This is a genomic window from Borreliella yangtzensis, from assembly GCF_014201775.1.
Lineage (GTDB): Bacteria > Spirochaetota > Spirochaetia > Borreliales > Borreliaceae > Borreliella > Borreliella yangtzensis.
In genome coordinates, this window is sequence record NZ_JACHFG010000001.1 from 348559 (window position 1) to 363778 (window position 15220).

Genomic DNA, 15220 nt, shown 5'->3' on the forward strand with positions numbered 1-15220 from the left:
TTAGCTTTTTTTAAATATTCTCGGGATGGTGGGATTCGAACTCACGATCCCCTGCTCCCAAAGCAGGTGCCTTAGCCACTAGGCCACATCCCGAAGAAGCGCACCAATTAGGACTTGAACCTAAAACCTACAGATTAGAAGTCTGTTGCTCTATCCAATTGAGCTATTGGTGCATTTTGAAATGCTAATGATGAGTATATCATTTTGCAAAATCCTTGTCAATAAAGTCTAAACACCTTTGTTGTGTATATTTTTTATTTTTGTTTTGTGTTTATAATGTTTTATAATTTTTTTATGATTAATCTTGATTTGATTGTTAATGAAACTTTGTTTAGATACCCTGAGGTTAAGCCTTTTTTAAATTATAAAAATAATTATGAACTTTTAATAATGGTAATTTTAAGTGCAAGAACAACAGATAATTTGGTAAATAAAATTTCTCCATATCTTTTTGAAAGATATAGAAATTTTGAAAGTTTAGCAAGAGCAAATGTAAGAGATGTTGAAAAATTAATTTATAAGACCGGTTTTTATTCAATGAAAGCTAAAAATATTGTAAATTGTTCTATTGATATTTTGGAAAAATTTAATGGTGTTATTCCAAATAATATTTTAGATCTTGTTAAACTACCCGGAGTAGGTCGAAAGACAGCAAATGTTATTCTCGGAACTATTTACAATAAACCTGCAATTATTGTAGATACCCATTTTAGTAGAGTTGTTACAAGGCATGCTCTTTCTTTGGAAAATTCTCCTATTAAGATCGAACTGGATCTAAAAAGAAGAATAGAACCTTGTAAGCAGTATAGATTTTCTATGGCTATCAATAAGCACGGAAGAGAAATTTGCACTTCTAGAAATGTAAGTTGTGTTAATTGTTTTTTGGAAAAATTTGCTCCAAGAGTTTGTTAATTTGTTAGTTAAGATGATATTAAATGTTTCATTTTTTTTCTCAGCTTTAAATTTATTATTGCCAGTATTATGTTTATACCTATTAATATGAGTAGAGGATTAATCCATATCCATAGATATTTATTACCCATTTCCATATAGTTTAGCAGTTCTCCTAGACTGGGATATAGACTTTTGTCTTGTTTTTGTAAAAAGCTTACTACTTCAAAAGTAGTAAGACTTCTTGCCATTTGTAATGGGATTATGGATGATATTGATGAGAATACTTCTGGAAAAATGTGACGCAATATTATTCTAATTTTGCTTGCTCCTATAGATTCGCTAGCTTTAACATAATCTAAATTTTTTATTATTAATGTATTGTTTCTTGCAATAAAAGCAAATCTAATCCATCCATGAATCAATGCCAATAGTGCTGCTGTTTGAAGCATATTGTAAGTTTTTTGTTTTAAAAAGTAGTAAAAGATTAGAGACACAACATAAAAAAAAGGTAGTGTTTGTAATGCTTCGATTAGTTTTGAAATTAGCATGCAAATTTCAAAACTAAACATGCCAATTATTGTTCCAATGAAGATTCCAATTACTGCAGAAATTGTTGCGTAGCTTAGTGAAAGTAGAATAGAATTTCTAGTTGCAATTACTAGTCTTGCCATAATATCTCTACCTTTTTTATCGATTCCTAGTGGATTGTCTTTTGTGGGTGGCATAGGCATGTTTTTGGTAGATTTTAAGTAGACTTTATTTGGATCTTTTTTGTAGATTGCAATTTTTGAATTTTCATTAATGAGCGCTGGAGTGATTATTAACAACACAGTAAATATACTAAAGAGTGCGATATAAATTTTTTTTGTTATTGTGCTTGGTTTCATTAATTTAGCGTGTCCTTATATGGGTTGATTTTGTAAATTAATATATCTGTTATTATATTGGGAATAAGTATAATGAAAACCCCAATAAAAATTAAATCTGTAGAAATAGCATAATCGTTGAATTTTAAAGCATTTAAATATAAGGCTCCAATTCCATCAATTTCAAACATTGATTCAATCATTGATGCTCCAAACAAAGCAGTTGTGATAATAGGTCTCATGTTTGTGAGTAATGGCGTTATTGATGGAATTAATGCATGTTTTAAGATTATTTGTAATTTATTTATTCCTCTTGATTTTGCAGCGTTTATGTAAAATTCTGATAAAGTTTTTTCAAGAGATTGTTTGAAAATTACAGAATTAAATATGAAAAATGAAAAAAACCATGCAAATCCGCCTATTATTAAATTTTTTGGATTTAAGTTAAAGTAATATATTAAGGACAGTATTAAAAATACTGTTAAATTTCTGGGCATTGAGTGGAGTAACAGCATTAAATATTCTAGAAAATTGTTTATTAGGTTGTTTTTTATGTAAATTTTCCAAATTACAATAAGGGCTATTGCTGCAATATAAGAGAGTAGGGCGCCTGGAATTGAGATTTTTAAAGTATTGAATAATTTTTGAAAGATTATTTTAGTGGTTGGTGTTCCTTTACTCAATAGAGAATATCGATAATCGCCCCACAGTATTCCTACATTTTTTGTTTCGTATATTATATATGAATTGCCGGCTACATGCTTTAAAAAGCAATTTTTTTTTAATTTTGATTTAGAGTTAAAGTTGTGTATTAGTGTATATCTTTCTATACTTTTGTATATTCCAATGTATTGTAAGTATTTTTTTAGGATATTTGTTTTAACAAAAGGGGTATATTGGTATTCATCTGAAAAAAAATTTACTAATGATACGCAAAAAAATGATGCACAAATTAAATTGATTAATAAATATATTATATTTTTTAAAATAAATATTTTCAATAAAGATTAATCCTTAGAGTTATTGGAAGCAAGTTTATTGCTTTTTGTGATTTTTTTGGTTTGAATAATACAACTTGATAAAAAATAATAAATTAAACCTATTGCTATTGATATGAGGTAAAAATTTTGATTTTTAGTAAATGGTTTATGCAGGGTTAATATTTTACCCTGCTTATATTGAGCTTTATTATTATTGGTTTTTATTACTGTTGAGTTTTTTGGATAGTAGCCCAATTTGTTGGCTTCTTTTAAAATTTCGGATTTAGATACTTGCAAGTTAATATATCTTGCTTTTAAATTTTTTTGGATTTCTTTTAGCTTTTCGATGTGATTTTTTATTAATTTTAAGTTATTGTCCAATTTTTGATAATTAACAAATCCTCTTTCTCCAAATATGGGCGCCATTATGAAGTAGCTTAGTATTCCCGAGTAAAAAGACATTGCAATTTTTTTATAAATAGTCATACAACTTGTAATTATATTCTTAATATACTATATTTACAAGTAGTTAAAGTTGATTTAGATTGTAGTTATATTGAATAGTTTTGGAGAGCAAAGTTGGCGTGAAGAAGAGTATTTTTTTTATCAAAGAAGGTCCCAAGGAAGTTGATTTTGATATGGAAAAAGTATTTTTAAGAAATGAGTCTGTTGATATTGTTTCTACTTCCTCAGATAATCTTAAAAATTTTTTAGATGAAAAACTGTTAAAGCTTGATAACATATTAAAAGAAAGACATGGTGAGTTGATTAATTGCTTAAAGGATGTTGAGCTTCGTGTTGAGAGGGTTGAGAAAGAAATGCTTGATGGTGGGCTTAAGCTTGCTCAAAGAGATTTTATTACTTCCGATTCGAAAGATTTTGAAAAAAAACCATCTGATATTGACGATTCATTTTCTAAAAAAGAAGACAATTTGCCTAATATTTATATTGGTCAAGAAGAATTAGATGCACTGCTTGAAGGCATCAATTATGTTCCAAAAGAAAGCGAAGATGTTCAACACGACGTTAAACTAAATACAGATAAAACAGATAAAGATTTAAATTTGACCAGCAGTTTACATGTGACTGATAATTTTTCTAATAATTTTATTAAAAAAGAAAGTATTGATGTTGTTAATGATAATGTTTCTGTAGAAAATATAGAGTTAAATAATAGTAACGATCATAATGAAAAATTAGATAGTTTTGTAGATAACAAACAACATTTAGATTTAATTGATGAAGATGGAAATGTCAAGCATGGGGGGGGCAGTGATGATACAATTCCTGAGGATTCTGATGAACGTCTTGAGTTTAAAGAATTTGATGATTTTGAAAATATTTTAAAAGAGGACTTAGATTCTCAAATTACCGAAGGCGCTTTATCTAATGATGAAGAAAAAAATTTGAATGATAATTTGGGAAATAAAGCAGATCAAGGACAAAGCAATGGTATTTCTAATTGTGAAAAGCCCAGTTCCCAAAATATAACTGAGGATCCTTCTTTTTCTCAGTTTAATTTTAATGATGTTGAAAAGGTTGTGAGCAAATTTAATGTCGAAGAGTCTTTAAGCAATGTTGCGCTAAATAGCGATGAAAAAGCCGTGTTAATAAATTTCATTGATAGGATAGAAAGTGAGCTTGAGTTAAATCCTAATAGAAATATTTTTAAAGTTAAACAAGAGTATGAAGTTTTAAAAAAAGTTAAATTTTTGCTTACTAAAAATTAAAGAATCTATTCGTTTAAATTCTATTTTATTTTTCTCTTATAAGAATTTTAAGTTAATTTTTGATAGCTGAGTAGACGATTTTTTTATTTGAACTAGATAATTTTCAATTTAAATAGATAACTTGAGTAAAGTGAAGCAACACCTTATCTTTTGATAAAATGTTGCCTTCGTCATGTTTAATTTTGTTACATTTGTTTTTATATGTTTTGCTTTTTATTTACAATACACATCAAGATTAATCTGTATTTTTTTAATGTTCATGGTGATCTACTTGATTATCATTGCTAGAAATATTATCTTTTTCTATTAATTTTTTTTCTAAGTTAAATACATCAAAAAAAGTCCATTTGCTAGTCGTGTAGTAATATTCATCTTTATCTTTTTTGATTAATATGTCTTTGTCATTTTCTTCGTTTTTATTAAGGTAAACTTCAATATTGTTAACGCTTTTATTGCTCCATTTAACTTCAATTTTGTATTGAAGTTTATAGTCATCTATTTTTGATTTATCAATTTCAAGTCCATCAGCTCTAAATTCAGCAATAATATTTAAAGGTCTCTCCTTTGGCATTTTTTGGTTATTTAAAAAATAAAGGCCATCTTTAGTGGTAACCTCATAGTTATTATTTATATTATTTTCATTATCTTTGTTTAATTTTCTTATTATTTTCAATGATAAATTTTCTAATTTTGTGTTTTTTTCTTGAAATAACGTAGTATCTGAAAATGTATTATAAGAATTACCCTTATATGATAGGAAAATATTTTTTGTTAAGTAAACGTTTGCGTCACTACCTTTGATGTATGCCAATCTTGAATCACCTTCTCCGGATTTTCCAACAAAAATTTCTGTTAACAGTTTGTTATTATTGTCAAATAATTTAAAGCTTGGATTTTCTCCAATGCCTAGTTCTTTATGTTTTTTTTGATCTCTGCTTACAAGTTTGTTTTTTTGAAGTTCGTTTAATGCTTTGATTAGGGAATTAACTTTTTTATTGTCAACAGGAATATTTTGCTTGTTATATGTCAACATCCAATCTTTACCAAGTTTTGTTAGTGTCCCTTCAAGTTCTGTTTCAATTTTAGAAATTAAATTTAAGTCAAAATCGAAAAATTTTTCTTCCAGAATTCTTGCTACTTTATTTTCATTTGAAAAAATTATTCCTAATAAAAATGTAGATGTCAGCACTATTATTATCAAGATTTTTATTTTTTCTTTATTGATTGAGAATAGTTTTGATTTTATCATAAACACCCCTTTATCCTTAATTTGCTTTTCTTTTTCTAGTAAATCTAGCAAGTCCAAATATTAATATTATTATTGGAAGAATAATTAAATTAACAATTATTAATGAAAACTTTGCATTGACCATTTCGTTTGAGGAGCTTGGAAATTTTAATTTAGCTCGTACTTCTCTGGACTTAATATTAAAAAATTCTTCCTTTTGCATTAAATAATCCGAAATTCTCCCAGATAGTTCAAAGTTTGATGGAGAACCGTTGTACATATAATCACTAAATATCATGCTTGATCCTGTTAAGATTATTTTAGAATTTTTGGAATATTGTTCTTTATAGAGACTTTTAATTTTTCCTTCAATTGCATATCCTAATATTTTGAGCTTATTTTCATCAAATTTATTTGGGACTTCAAATGCATTCAAAGATACGTTTGAAAGGTTAGGTTCTTTAACTTGCCATGATTGTTTAGAACTTGCAAATAGAGGTAAAAATTTTACTTCTTCTTCATCTTTTTTGACAAGTTCTAATGAGCTACTCCAGGGAATTGTAGCAGTATAAAAATTTTTTAGTAATGGTATGTCTTTTTTGATAATATTGCTTTTGTCTATTAAGATCCATGGATAGTAAGTTTGGAAATTGCCACCTAAAAAGATCGTGGGCGCTCTTTTATCAAGAATAATATTATCGTGGTATTTTATACCATAACTTTCAAATAGATCAAATAGTTTAGATTTAATAGGAGTTATGCCATATGGATTTTGAGGGTTGTAGTCAATTGCACTTGTTGCAACAAATATTTTTCCATCGTTAACAATAAAATCGTCAATTTTTTCTACAATCTCTTTATCAATTTCTTTAGCACCAATAATGAATAATCCATTTATTTCTTTTCTCATGTCTTCTAATTTTTCAGTTTTTAAATCTATTTCTTTTATTTCAATACCAAATGCTTTTTGCATTATTTCGGAAAAGTTTTTGTGGGCTTCTTTTAAAGTGCTGTCCCCAAAGGCAAGTCCTAAAACTTTTTTTGTATTGTTTATTAGCTTGTCAAGCCCATTTGCAAGGTCATATTCTAAATTACTAATTTCTGTTACGATCGGTATTACTTCTCTTTTTCCTTCGTAAATAATTTCAATTCCTGAATATATTTTGAGTATTGAAAGTTGATTAATATCTCTTAAGTCGATTTGCTGAGAAGGAATGCCGATGTGCTCTAAGGGTGTTGAAATTTTATCGGCATCAAGTTCTTTATAAATCACTTTTCCTTTTGAAGCATCAGAAAAACTTATTAAAAAATTTTTTATTTGATTTGGAAAGGCAAAATAGTTTTCAAGGCTTCCTGAATTATAATATGTTATATATATTGTTTCATTTGCACTTGAAAACAAATTTTTTGTAACTTTAGATATTGTAAAAGCTTTGTGCTTTGTAAAGTCTATTTTAAAAATGAAAATAGATATATTGCAAAAAATCAAAAAGATTATTGTAAGATTTAAAGTTAGGTTTAAAACCTCATTTTCTTTATTTTTCATAATTTTATCTCCATTTTTTTAGCGCTATGCTGTGTGTGGTTAGTATTAAAAATGTGATTGTGAATGTAATAAAATAAATAAAGTCTGATAAGTTTAGTATGCCCATATTAAAGTAGCTAAAGTGATTAGTTATTGAAATAAAATTAAGCATTTCTCCTATTATATTTTCTTTTCCAAAGATCATAACTAATTTTCCAGAAAATAGTATTAATATCAGTGTAAATACGGTTAAAATGTAAGAGACTATTTGACTTTTTGTAATAGACGAAATAAATGTTCCCATGCTTAGAACCGAGAGAGAATAAAGAATTATCCCTACATATTGAAGTAATATTATTCCAAGATCAAATTCGCCCATGAAAATTGTCATTATTGTAAGAGGTAAAGTAAGTGCGAATAGTATTAGTGTGAAAATTTTAAGAGTAATAAATTTACCCAAGACTATTTCTTGAGGACTTATTGGTAGAGCGTAAAGAAGTTCAATACTCCCTGTTTTGTGTTCTTCTGAGAATACTCCCATGCTAAGTGCTGGCAGCACTAGCATCAAAATAATAGGCATTGAAGAAAAATAAGAAGTAAGAGAAGCATTATCTTTAATAAAAAATCCTGATAAAAAGATAAATGAAAAGTTTATGAATATTAAAAAAAATAGCATCACAACGTATGCAGTTGGAGTTCCAAATAATATTTTTAGTTCTTTTTTAGAAAGCGATAAAGATTGCTTTAAATCTATTTTCATTTTTTTCTCTCCTTGGTTAATTTGCTAAATATCTTTTCAAGGCTTTCATGTTTTGGGATCATTGCTTTTAAAATTATGTTATTTTTTACTATGTAGCTAAAAAGATCTTCTTCTGTTTTTCCTTGAGATAGTTTTAATGAAATGTTTAAGTCTTTCTCGTGTTCTTCAAGTTGTATTAATGTAAAAATATCATTTTTGTTATTGAAAAAATTTTTTTCATTTCCGGAGTTTTTTGAAACTATTAATTCTATTTCAATTTCCTTAAATTTATTTTTAATAATATTTTCTTTTGTGTCATCAGCAACAATTACTCCGTTGTTTACAATAATTATTCTGTTACAAATAGATTCTACTTCGCTTAGTATGTGTGAAGAGAATAATATTGTACTTTCTTTTGCAAGTTCTCTTAAGAATTCTTTAAATTCAATTATTTGATTTGGATCAAGGCCATTTGTTGGCTCATCGAGTATTACAAGTTTAGGATTGTTTATTAAAGCACCTGCTATTCCTACTCTTTGTTTAAATCCTTTTGAAAGTTGAGAAATCAGCTTGTCTTCAACTTCTTTTAATTTGAATATGCTTATTGCCTTGTCAATTTCTTTTTTTAATTTTTTGACGCCTTTTATTTCTGATATAAACTTTAAATATTCTTTAACAGAAAGTTCTGGGTAAAGAGCTAATTTTTCAGGAACATATCCTACTTGTTGTAGTATCTCTTTTGAATGCTCTACAATGTCTTTTTTAAAAATTTTTACATTACCTTTGCTTGGATAATGAAATGATGTCAAGATTTTGATTAATGTGGATTTTCCGGCTCCGTTTGGGCCAAGTATGCCAAGCACTTCGCCTTCTTCAACCTTAAAGCTAACATTAAATAGCGCTGTAAATGAACCATACGTTTTGCTAACTTTTTCTACATTTATCATATACCCTCCTATTTAATAATAAAGTTATTTTTGCTTGCTTCAAGCCTCATTCCATCTTTTGTTAAAAAAATTTCTCCATCTGGATATTCCAATTTTGCCTCCTTTAGTAAGTTTTCAAGATCTCTTCTTAATGTATATCTTTCACTAAAATGAATAAGTCCTGTTTGTAAAACTTTTGCTTGCTTTGCAATATTTGCAGCGCCACCCGCTGTTAAGTGCAGTTTTTTATCTGCTTCTTTTTTAAGCTCATTTTTAAATGTACTCTCAATTATTACAAGGTTAAAATTTTTGATTTTATGTATTAGCTCTTTAAAATAACCAGTATCTGTAATGTACGCAACTTTTAATCCTTTTTTAGATTTTCCAAGTATTTCTGATGGTTTTATAATTTTTCCGTTTATTAGTATTTCTTTTCCATCTTGTAGGGTTTTTCTAATAGGCCCTTTAGGAATATTTAACTCTTCTGCTTTTTTTGTATTGAATTTCCCAGGCTTATCTTTTTCTATAAATAAATATCCAACACACTCTATTGAATGTTTTAGCTCCGTGTATTCAATTTTTTTTGTTTTATCTTCATATATTATTTTTTCAGTTTTATCTATGATTATTTCTTTATAAATTATTTCATAGTTTTTATATATTTTAAGCATTTCTATATTAGCTTTTGCATAGTTTTTTATTCCAACAGGTCCAGCAATTATTAATGGCTCTTTTCTTGTTTCTCCGCTTTGCGACATTAGCATTATTATTCCAAGCAGTCCTGTGATGTGATCAGCATGTAAGTGTGTAATACAAATCATTTTTATTTTTTGCCAAGATATTTTTTGTTTTCTTAAAGACATTTGAGTTCCTTCTCCACAATCGAATAAAAAATTGTCTCCATTATATTCAATTAATACGGATGACAAATATCTATTGTGGAGCGGCCTTGTTCCTCCAGTCCCTATAATGTTAATATTGAATCCCAAAGATTATTCTCCCGGTTTGTTTTGAAAGTGTTAATTAATTTTAATTGTTTTGTTAAATTTTGCTTCACTTTTAGTTTCTCTTTGGATAAGAATTATTTTAGCCTAACTTAAACATTATATTATTTTTTCATGAATTTAGAAATATTAAGATGTGAAATTGCTTGTTAGCATTGATTTAAAAATTTTGATTTTAAGAATGTTGCACATTATTGTAATATTTTGCATATCTTTTAATATTATAATGATTTGGAATTTTGTCAATTTTTTCAATATTGTCAACTAATAAATTGGATAAGTATGGTGCCATAGATATACCCCGTGTCCCAAAACCATTTAATATGAAGATATTTTTATGCTTTGGGTGTTCTCCCAAGAAAGGTTCTCTGTCAAGAGTTGAAGGCCTTATGTGTGCTTTTTGACTAATGACTTTACATTTTAGATTTGTTATTTTTTTAAATTTTTTCAATAATTCTAATTTTGCCCATTCATTTGTAAGTGTATTCCAAATATTCCATTCGTAAGTACTCCCAAGGTAAAATTTATTCCCCTTTAGGTGAATTAAAGATACATGTCTATTGTAAACTTCTTTAAAATTTAGTTTCTTGCATTCTAATATTATGATTTCGCCTTTTGCAGGCTCAAATGGGAGGTAAGAAAAAAATCCTTTAAGTTTTTCTTTGTACCCTTTTGCAAATATTAATTTTTCAAATTTAAAATTTTCTATTTTGAAAAAACTTTCTTCAAGTTGAATTTTATTTTCATCGATATTTTTTTTTATGTATGATTTTTTTTTGATTAAATATTTTTTAATATTTTCTATATAGATTTTTGTATTAATTCTGGCGCCTTTTATTATCATTCCTCCGTTAGAGTCGTTTGAAAAATTATAAATTTTGCCATCTTTTATTTTCAAAATAAAGTTTGCCATGTTTTTATCATTTTCAATTTTATCAATCAGGTTATTTTTTTGATTTTCAGTAGTAAATGGTCTAAAGATATTTTTTTCTATAAAAAAATTAGATTTAATGGTTTTTTCAATTTCTTGATAATATTTTTTTGCAAATTCAAAAATATGTGATTCTTTCCACGCAATGTTCATTTTTCTACCCATAATAGGATTAATAAGTCCACCTGCTACTATTGTTGCTTTTGCATCTTCATCGTCAAAAAGAATTACTTTTTTATTTCTTTTAAGAAGTTCGTAAGTAACAGTGCTTCCTGCTATCCCCCCTCCAATAACTGCAAATTCATAATGCATTTTAAACCCCTTTTTGATTTTATTTATTTATAAATTTAGAGTATTTTTTGATTATAATGAAGTTTAATTAAATATTTATTAGTTTTTGCTTTTCAAAAATTAAGTGCAATTGTTTAGTTTTTATATTTTCTTATCATTTAAAAACCTTTTATTTTCAATTATAATGTAACATTATGTTTTTGTATAAGGGATGTTTTATGACCGGTAAAGAAGATGATAATATTAGTGTTTTGCATGATCAGGCATTGAAATTAGTTTTAAAGAGTAGATCAATAGTAATTGCTGGTGAGATTACTAAGGATGTTTCTCGGCTTTTTCAGGAAAAAATATTATTATTAGAGACTTTAGATTTTAAAAAACCTATATTTGTATATATTGATTCAGAAGGAGGCGATATTGATGCTGGATTTGCTATTTTTAATATGATTCGTTTTGTTAAGCCTAAAGTTTTTACAGTTGGAGTAGGACTTGTTGCTAGTGCCGCTGCTTTAATTTTTTTGGCTGCAAAATTAGAAAATAGATTTTCGCTGCCTTTCGCGAGGTATTTATTGCATCAACCTTTGAGTGGATTTAAAGGAGTTGCTACAGATATTGAGATTTATACTAATGAGTTAAATAAAGTTAAAAAAGAACTTAATAATATTATTTCAAAAGAAACAGGTCAAAAAATTTCTAAAATAGAAAAGGATACTGATAGAGATTTTTGGTTAGACAGTGGCGCTGCAAAAAAGTATGGACTTGTATTTGAAGTTGTTGAAACAAAGTACCAACTTGAAGAGTTTATTTCCGCTTAGTGTTTTATTTGTTTCCTGTAATTTTATAGATATAGATTTTAGTGTTTTGGAGTTTAAAGTTGCAGATCTTAATTTAAATGATAATTCTTTTCAAGAATTATTAGATTCTGCTTATAATATTATCGATCAAAGTTTTGATTTGATAATTATTAAGAACCTTGAGAATAAAAATGTTCTTGATTTAATCAATAATAGAGTTTTATTTGGTACTTTTAAGAATGCTTATTTCATTGATCAAGGGAAAGGACTTTCTGTTAGCATTCTTTCTAAGTGCAAAATAAATATTAAAGTTTTGAGTGTAATGCAAAATTATGATAATTTAAAATTAGGATTGCTTGTTGATTTTAAATTTAAGGATAAGCATTATGGCATTGTTATTTATAATTTAAGCAATGATTTTATTAAATATCCTGTTAGTTTGCAAATTAGTGAGCAAATTTTATATTTAAAAGTCCAAATTGATAAATTAATGTTTATTTTAGATGAATCTGAATTTGTCATTTTTGATTTATTAATCAAAAATGGATTTTTTAGTTTAATAAATGATTCAAACAATATTTCAATGTTTGCGAATAAGATTAATTTTAGAGTTTTTTCTAATTTTTTTGCTAGAGTTTCTTTGCATTCATTTATGTTTGCAATTTTAGATTGTTTGCACAACAATTATTCTATTGAAAATTTTCCCCAAAAAATAGTTATCAATTGAGTTTTGAGATTTATTTTTTTGTTTGACTTGACATCATAATATATTATTATTTATTATGTTATTCTATGCCGAAGTGGTGGAAGTGGTAGACACACAGGACTTAAAATCCTGAGGAGGAAACTCCGTACCGGTTCAAGTCCGGTCTTCGGTATTTCAAAGGGTTTTACTTGCATTTTTCGGCTATTGTTTTGTTTGTAAGAATTCCTAGCATAAGTGCTATTCCTAAAGATGTAAAAGATGCAAAGTCAGCTTTAAAATTTAATTTTAATACGATTAATGTCATTTGTAGAATTGATCCAAAAATTAGGCCTTTTGATAAATAAATAAAATTGTTTAAGTGATTATCTATCATTTTCTTTATTATTAATATTGATGTAACTATTCCTATTGTTAGAGATGTCGCAAAGATTGTAATAAGAGCAATGTTAAATTCGGATATAATGAGTATTATTTCTTTATAAAAGCCAAGTAGTAAAAGCATCGCAGATCCTGAGATTCCCGGTAAGATCATTGATGCTCCACTTATTATTCCAGAGGATATTAATAATAAGTAATATTTTATTGAGCTTTTGTCTTGAAGGATCGTACTTTGCAATTGTATATTAGATTCTTTGATTATTAAGAAAAGTACAATGATGATCATCCCAATAAAAAACAACAAATGCTTTAATATGTTTGTATTACTATTTATTTTTTTTATAGATATTTTTGGTTTTAGTGTTAACATATTCCCAAATGTTAATCCTATGAAAAATACTATTAGCAATGCTTCTATTATTCCATTGTCAAAGACATAAGCTTTAAATATTTTTGCAGTTAATAATATTGAGGTTAACATTCCTGTTGCCAAAATAGTTAAAAACATTAAATTTTTTTTAATTTCTGCAAATTTTAAGATTTCTGAGATAGAGTTTACTATTTTGTAGTAAATTTTTAGCATTAAGGCCAGTGTTGCCCCAGAGACCCCTGGGATTATGTTTGCAATTCCAAGTAAAATTCCCTTGATATAAACATTAAGCATTTTTATTTTTAGACTTTATATATTTTCAATTTAGATGTTTTCTCTGTCATCACCCTCACCATTTATTGTTCCATTTTCATGTCGCATTTTTATTTTTTTTAGATTTGTAAGGGCAACATCTTCAAGTGTAATGCCTAAATTGTTGCTTAAAGTTGACAAGTACCATAAAACATCCCCAAGCTCTTTTTTAATTGACATCAAATACTTATCATCAATAATGTAATTTTTGTCTCTTCCTAATTTTTTTATTTTTTCAACAACTTCTCCAGTTTCACCAGCAAGACCAAGTGTTGTTAAAATTAATTCTTCTTTTTTATTTTTGTACTTAGCAGTTTTTTTTGCTTTTTCTTGGTATTCGTTTAACTCCATGCTGAAAGACAGTTTATTACAGTTTGTTATTATTTACAAGTCCAAACATGATTTATTATTTTTATGTTTTTTATTATATTTTGATTAATTAAGCGTGAAATAATTTGTAGTATGAGTAAAATTTTTTTGTTGTTTAAAGCAGTTTTCTTTTTTTTAAAAATAATTTGTGTTTTTTCTTATCCAGAAATAAAAAATTTTTCAAGAAAAGATCCTATTTTTTCTGATCTTAAAATTAAAGTTCTAAAATATAATAAAAAAGAACATATTCCTTTGTTTTTTTACTTATATAAAGTTAAAAAAGGAGATACTTTTTTTAAAATAGCTAATAAAATAAATGGATGGCAGTCTGGAATTGCCACTGTTAATTTGTTGGATTCTCCTTTTGTTAGTGTTGGACAAGAGATTCTTATTCCTAGTAAAAAAGGAGTTTTTGTTTTTGATAGTAAAGATTATAGGTTTAATAATTTGCTTTTAGCAACAAGAGATCTTACTAAAGCAGAAAAAGTAAAAATTAAAAGGAATGACAGAGTTTATGAGTTTTATTTTTTTGATTTTGTCAAGAATCCAGATTTTGGACTTTTTTCAGGCACAGAGTTACTTTTTTTTTTGAATTCCAATTTTATTTTTCCCTTAAAAAAATTTATTGTTAGTTCCGATTTTGGATTTAGAAATGATCCTTTTACTGGCAATAAAAGTTTTCATACGGGAATAGATCTTGCAGCTCCAATGAATACGGAAGTGTATTCCTCTTCTTCTGGAATAGTTATTGAAGTTGGATATAACGATCTTTATGGTAATTTTGTTGTAGTTGGGCACAAAAATAATATTAAATCTCTTTATGGGCATTTAAGTTCATATTCTGTAAAGACAGGGGATTTAGTTAAATCGGGTGAATTTCTTGGAAGGGTGGGGCAAACGGGGCGTTCAACAGGGCCCCATTTACACTTTGAAATATTAAAAAAAAACATTCCTATTAATCCTTTAAAGTTTTTAAAATAAAGATTTATTACAGACAGCTAAATATAATATTACTAAATTATATTGATTATTAATAAATAATAATGTATAATTATTTATCTAATAAAAATATTTTTACACTTTTTAATTCGGGATTTTTAAAGAAAGTGTTTCATTTTAATATAATTATTGATATTAAAAAATTTTTTGGTTTCAAAACTATACATTTAATTAAAGA

16 protein-coding genes and 3 tRNA genes are annotated in these 15220 nt (G+C 26.8%); 6 read left to right on the forward strand and 13 right to left on the reverse strand.

Features of this window, described 5'->3' with window-relative positions:
- Nucleotides 1–20: 20 nt before the first annotated feature.
- Together HNP68_RS01670 and HNP68_RS01675 are read right to left on the reverse strand one after the other, a co-directional pair.
- Nucleotides 21–93: transfer RNA gene (locus tag HNP68_RS01670), tRNA-Pro, on the reverse strand.
- Nucleotides 94–99: 6 nt separating this feature from the next.
- Nucleotides 100–173: transfer RNA gene (locus tag HNP68_RS01675), tRNA-Arg, on the reverse strand.
- Nucleotides 174–276: 103 nt separating this feature from the next.
- Here HNP68_RS01675 and HNP68_RS01680 point away from each other — a divergent pair.
- Entirely contained in the window at nucleotides 277–912 is a 636-nt protein-coding gene (locus HNP68_RS01680) for an endonuclease III domain-containing protein (RefSeq protein ID WP_183219749.1), read from the forward strand.
- Between the two features lie 8 nt (nucleotides 913–920).
- Here HNP68_RS01680 and HNP68_RS01685 read toward each other — a convergent pair whose 3' ends face one another.
- Genes HNP68_RS01685 through HNP68_RS01695 form a run of 3 tightly spaced genes read right to left on the reverse strand, consistent with a single transcriptional unit; the run spans nucleotide 921 to nucleotide 3226 of the window.
- Nucleotides 921–1781, reverse strand: a complete 861-nt coding sequence (locus HNP68_RS01685; protein WP_183219751.1) for an ABC transporter permease subunit — start codon at nucleotides 1779–1781, stop codon at nucleotides 921–923.
- Nucleotides 1781–2761: an ABC transporter permease subunit gene (locus tag HNP68_RS01690; protein WP_183219754.1), complete on the reverse strand. Its 981-nt coding sequence runs from the start codon at nucleotides 2759–2761 to the stop codon at nucleotides 1781–1783. The genes HNP68_RS01685 and HNP68_RS01690 overlap by 1 nt, the downstream gene beginning before the upstream one ends.
- A 6-nt stretch (nucleotides 2762–2767) precedes the next feature.
- On the reverse strand, nucleotides 2768–3226 hold the full coding sequence (locus HNP68_RS01695; RefSeq protein WP_183219756.1) for a septum formation initiator family protein: 459 nt from the start codon (nucleotides 3224–3226) through the stop codon (nucleotides 2768–2770).
- A 98-nt stretch (nucleotides 3227–3324) separates the two neighbouring features.
- Between HNP68_RS01695 and HNP68_RS01700 the strand changes: the two genes are divergently transcribed.
- Nucleotides 3325–4470: a hypothetical protein gene (locus HNP68_RS01700; RefSeq protein WP_183219758.1), complete on the forward strand. Its 1146-nt coding sequence runs from the start codon at nucleotides 3325–3327 to the stop codon at nucleotides 4468–4470.
- A gap of 250 nt (nucleotides 4471–4720) precedes the next feature.
- Here the strand turns inward: HNP68_RS01700 and HNP68_RS01705 are convergent, their stop codons facing one another.
- The 6 genes from HNP68_RS01705 to HNP68_RS01730 form a co-directional block, all read right to left on the reverse strand.
- Nucleotides 4721–5719, reverse strand: a complete 999-nt coding sequence (locus HNP68_RS01705) for a DUF4340 domain-containing protein (RefSeq protein WP_183219760.1) — start codon at nucleotides 5717–5719, stop codon at nucleotides 4721–4723.
- A 16-nt stretch (nucleotides 5720–5735) separates the two neighbouring features.
- A complete protein-coding gene (locus HNP68_RS01710) occupies nucleotides 5736–7244 on the reverse strand; it encodes a GldG family protein (RefSeq protein WP_183219762.1) in 1509 nt (502 codons plus the stop codon).
- 4 nt (nucleotides 7245–7248) lie between these two features.
- Nucleotides 7249–7983: an ABC transporter permease gene (locus HNP68_RS01715; protein WP_183219764.1), complete on the reverse strand. Its 735-nt coding sequence runs from the start codon at nucleotides 7981–7983 to the stop codon at nucleotides 7249–7251.
- On the reverse strand, nucleotides 7980–8909 hold the full coding sequence (locus HNP68_RS01720) for an ABC transporter ATP-binding protein (RefSeq protein ID WP_183219765.1): 930 nt from the start codon (nucleotides 8907–8909) through the stop codon (nucleotides 7980–7982). The genes HNP68_RS01715 and HNP68_RS01720 overlap by 4 nt, the downstream gene beginning before the upstream one ends.
- An 8-nt stretch (nucleotides 8910–8917) precedes the next feature.
- Nucleotides 8918–9877, reverse strand: coding sequence for a ribonuclease Z (locus tag HNP68_RS01725; protein ID WP_183219767.1), 960 nt, complete (start codon nucleotides 9875–9877; stop codon nucleotides 8918–8920).
- A 190-nt stretch (nucleotides 9878–10067) separates the two neighbouring features.
- On the reverse strand, nucleotides 10068–11135 hold the full coding sequence (locus HNP68_RS01730) for an NAD(P)/FAD-dependent oxidoreductase (RefSeq protein WP_183219769.1): 1068 nt from the start codon (nucleotides 11133–11135) through the stop codon (nucleotides 10068–10070).
- A 197-nt stretch (nucleotides 11136–11332) separates the two neighbouring features.
- Here HNP68_RS01730 and HNP68_RS01735 point away from each other — a divergent pair, with 197 nt between their 5' ends.
- The 3 genes from HNP68_RS01735 to HNP68_RS01745 all read left to right on the forward strand — a co-directional run bounded on the left by HNP68_RS01735 (nucleotide 11333) and on the right by HNP68_RS01745 (nucleotide 12786).
- Nucleotides 11333–11929 carry an ATP-dependent Clp protease proteolytic subunit gene (locus HNP68_RS01735; RefSeq protein WP_183219771.1) on the forward strand — a complete coding sequence of 199 codons (597 nt, stop codon included), beginning with the start codon at nucleotides 11333–11335 and terminating at the stop codon, nucleotides 11927–11929.
- Between the two features lie 46 nt (nucleotides 11930–11975).
- Nucleotides 11976–12635, forward strand: coding sequence for a hypothetical protein (locus HNP68_RS01740; RefSeq protein ID WP_183220001.1), 660 nt, complete (start codon nucleotides 11976–11978; stop codon nucleotides 12633–12635).
- Nucleotides 12636–12702: 67 nt separating this feature from the next.
- A tRNA-Leu gene (locus tag HNP68_RS01745) sits at nucleotides 12703–12786 on the forward strand.
- A gap of 12 nt (nucleotides 12787–12798) precedes the next feature.
- Here the strand turns inward: HNP68_RS01745 and HNP68_RS01750 are convergent.
- Nucleotides 12799–13656, reverse strand: a complete 858-nt coding sequence (locus tag HNP68_RS01750) for an undecaprenyl phosphate translocase family protein (protein WP_183219774.1) — start codon at nucleotides 13654–13656, stop codon at nucleotides 12799–12801.
- 30 nt (nucleotides 13657–13686) lie between these two features.
- Nucleotides 13687–14025, reverse strand: a complete 339-nt coding sequence (locus HNP68_RS01755) for a nucleoside triphosphate pyrophosphohydrolase family protein (protein ID WP_183219776.1) — start codon at nucleotides 14023–14025, stop codon at nucleotides 13687–13689.
- Nucleotides 14026–14136: 111 nt separating this feature from the next.
- Between HNP68_RS01755 and HNP68_RS01760 the strand changes: the two genes are divergently transcribed.
- Complete coding sequence (locus HNP68_RS01760; protein ID WP_183219778.1) at nucleotides 14137–15024, forward strand: LysM peptidoglycan-binding domain-containing M23 family metallopeptidase; 888 nt, start codon at nucleotides 14137–14139, stop codon at nucleotides 15022–15024.
- Nucleotides 15025–15220 lie beyond the last annotated feature (196 nt).

What these genes read in the sequence shown, in the direction of transcription:
- HNP68_RS01680 (WP_183219749.1), top strand. Translation starts at nt 277, where the DNA reads ATGTTTTATAATTTTTTTATGATTAATCTTGATTTGATTGTTAATGAA.
- HNP68_RS01685 (WP_183219751.1), bottom strand. Translation starts at nt 1,781, where the DNA reads ATGAAACCAAGCACAATAACAAAAAAAATTTATATCGCACTCTTTAGT.
- HNP68_RS01695 (WP_183219756.1), bottom strand. Translation starts at nt 3,226, where the DNA reads ATGACTATTTATAAAAAAATTGCAATGTCTTTTTACTCGGGAATACTA.
- HNP68_RS01705 (WP_183219760.1), bottom strand. Translation starts at nt 5,719, where the DNA reads ATGATAAAATCAAAACTATTCTCAATCAATAAAGAAAAAATAAAAATC.
- HNP68_RS01710 (WP_183219762.1), bottom strand. Translation starts at nt 7,244, where the DNA reads ATGAAAAATAAAGAAAATGAGGTTTTAAACCTAACTTTAAATCTTACA.
- HNP68_RS01715 (WP_183219764.1), bottom strand. Translation starts at nt 7,983, where the DNA reads ATGAAAATAGATTTAAAGCAATCTTTATCGCTTTCTAAAAAAGAACTA.
- HNP68_RS01720 (WP_183219765.1), bottom strand. Translation starts at nt 8,909, where the DNA reads ATGATAAATGTAGAAAAAGTTAGCAAAACGTATGGTTCATTTACAGCG.
- HNP68_RS01730 (WP_183219769.1), bottom strand. Translation starts at nt 11,135, where the DNA reads ATGCATTATGAATTTGCAGTTATTGGAGGGGGGATAGCAGGAAGCACT.
- HNP68_RS01735 (WP_183219771.1), top strand. Translation starts at nt 11,333, where the DNA reads ATGACCGGTAAAGAAGATGATAATATTAGTGTTTTGCATGATCAGGCA.
- HNP68_RS01750 (WP_183219774.1), bottom strand. Translation starts at nt 13,656, where the DNA reads ATGCTTAATGTTTATATCAAGGGAATTTTACTTGGAATTGCAAACATA.
- HNP68_RS01755 (WP_183219776.1), bottom strand. Translation starts at nt 14,025, where the DNA reads ATGGAGTTAAACGAATACCAAGAAAAAGCAAAAAAAACTGCTAAGTAC.
- HNP68_RS01760 (WP_183219778.1), top strand. Translation starts at nt 14,137, where the DNA reads ATGAGTAAAATTTTTTTGTTGTTTAAAGCAGTTTTCTTTTTTTTAAAA.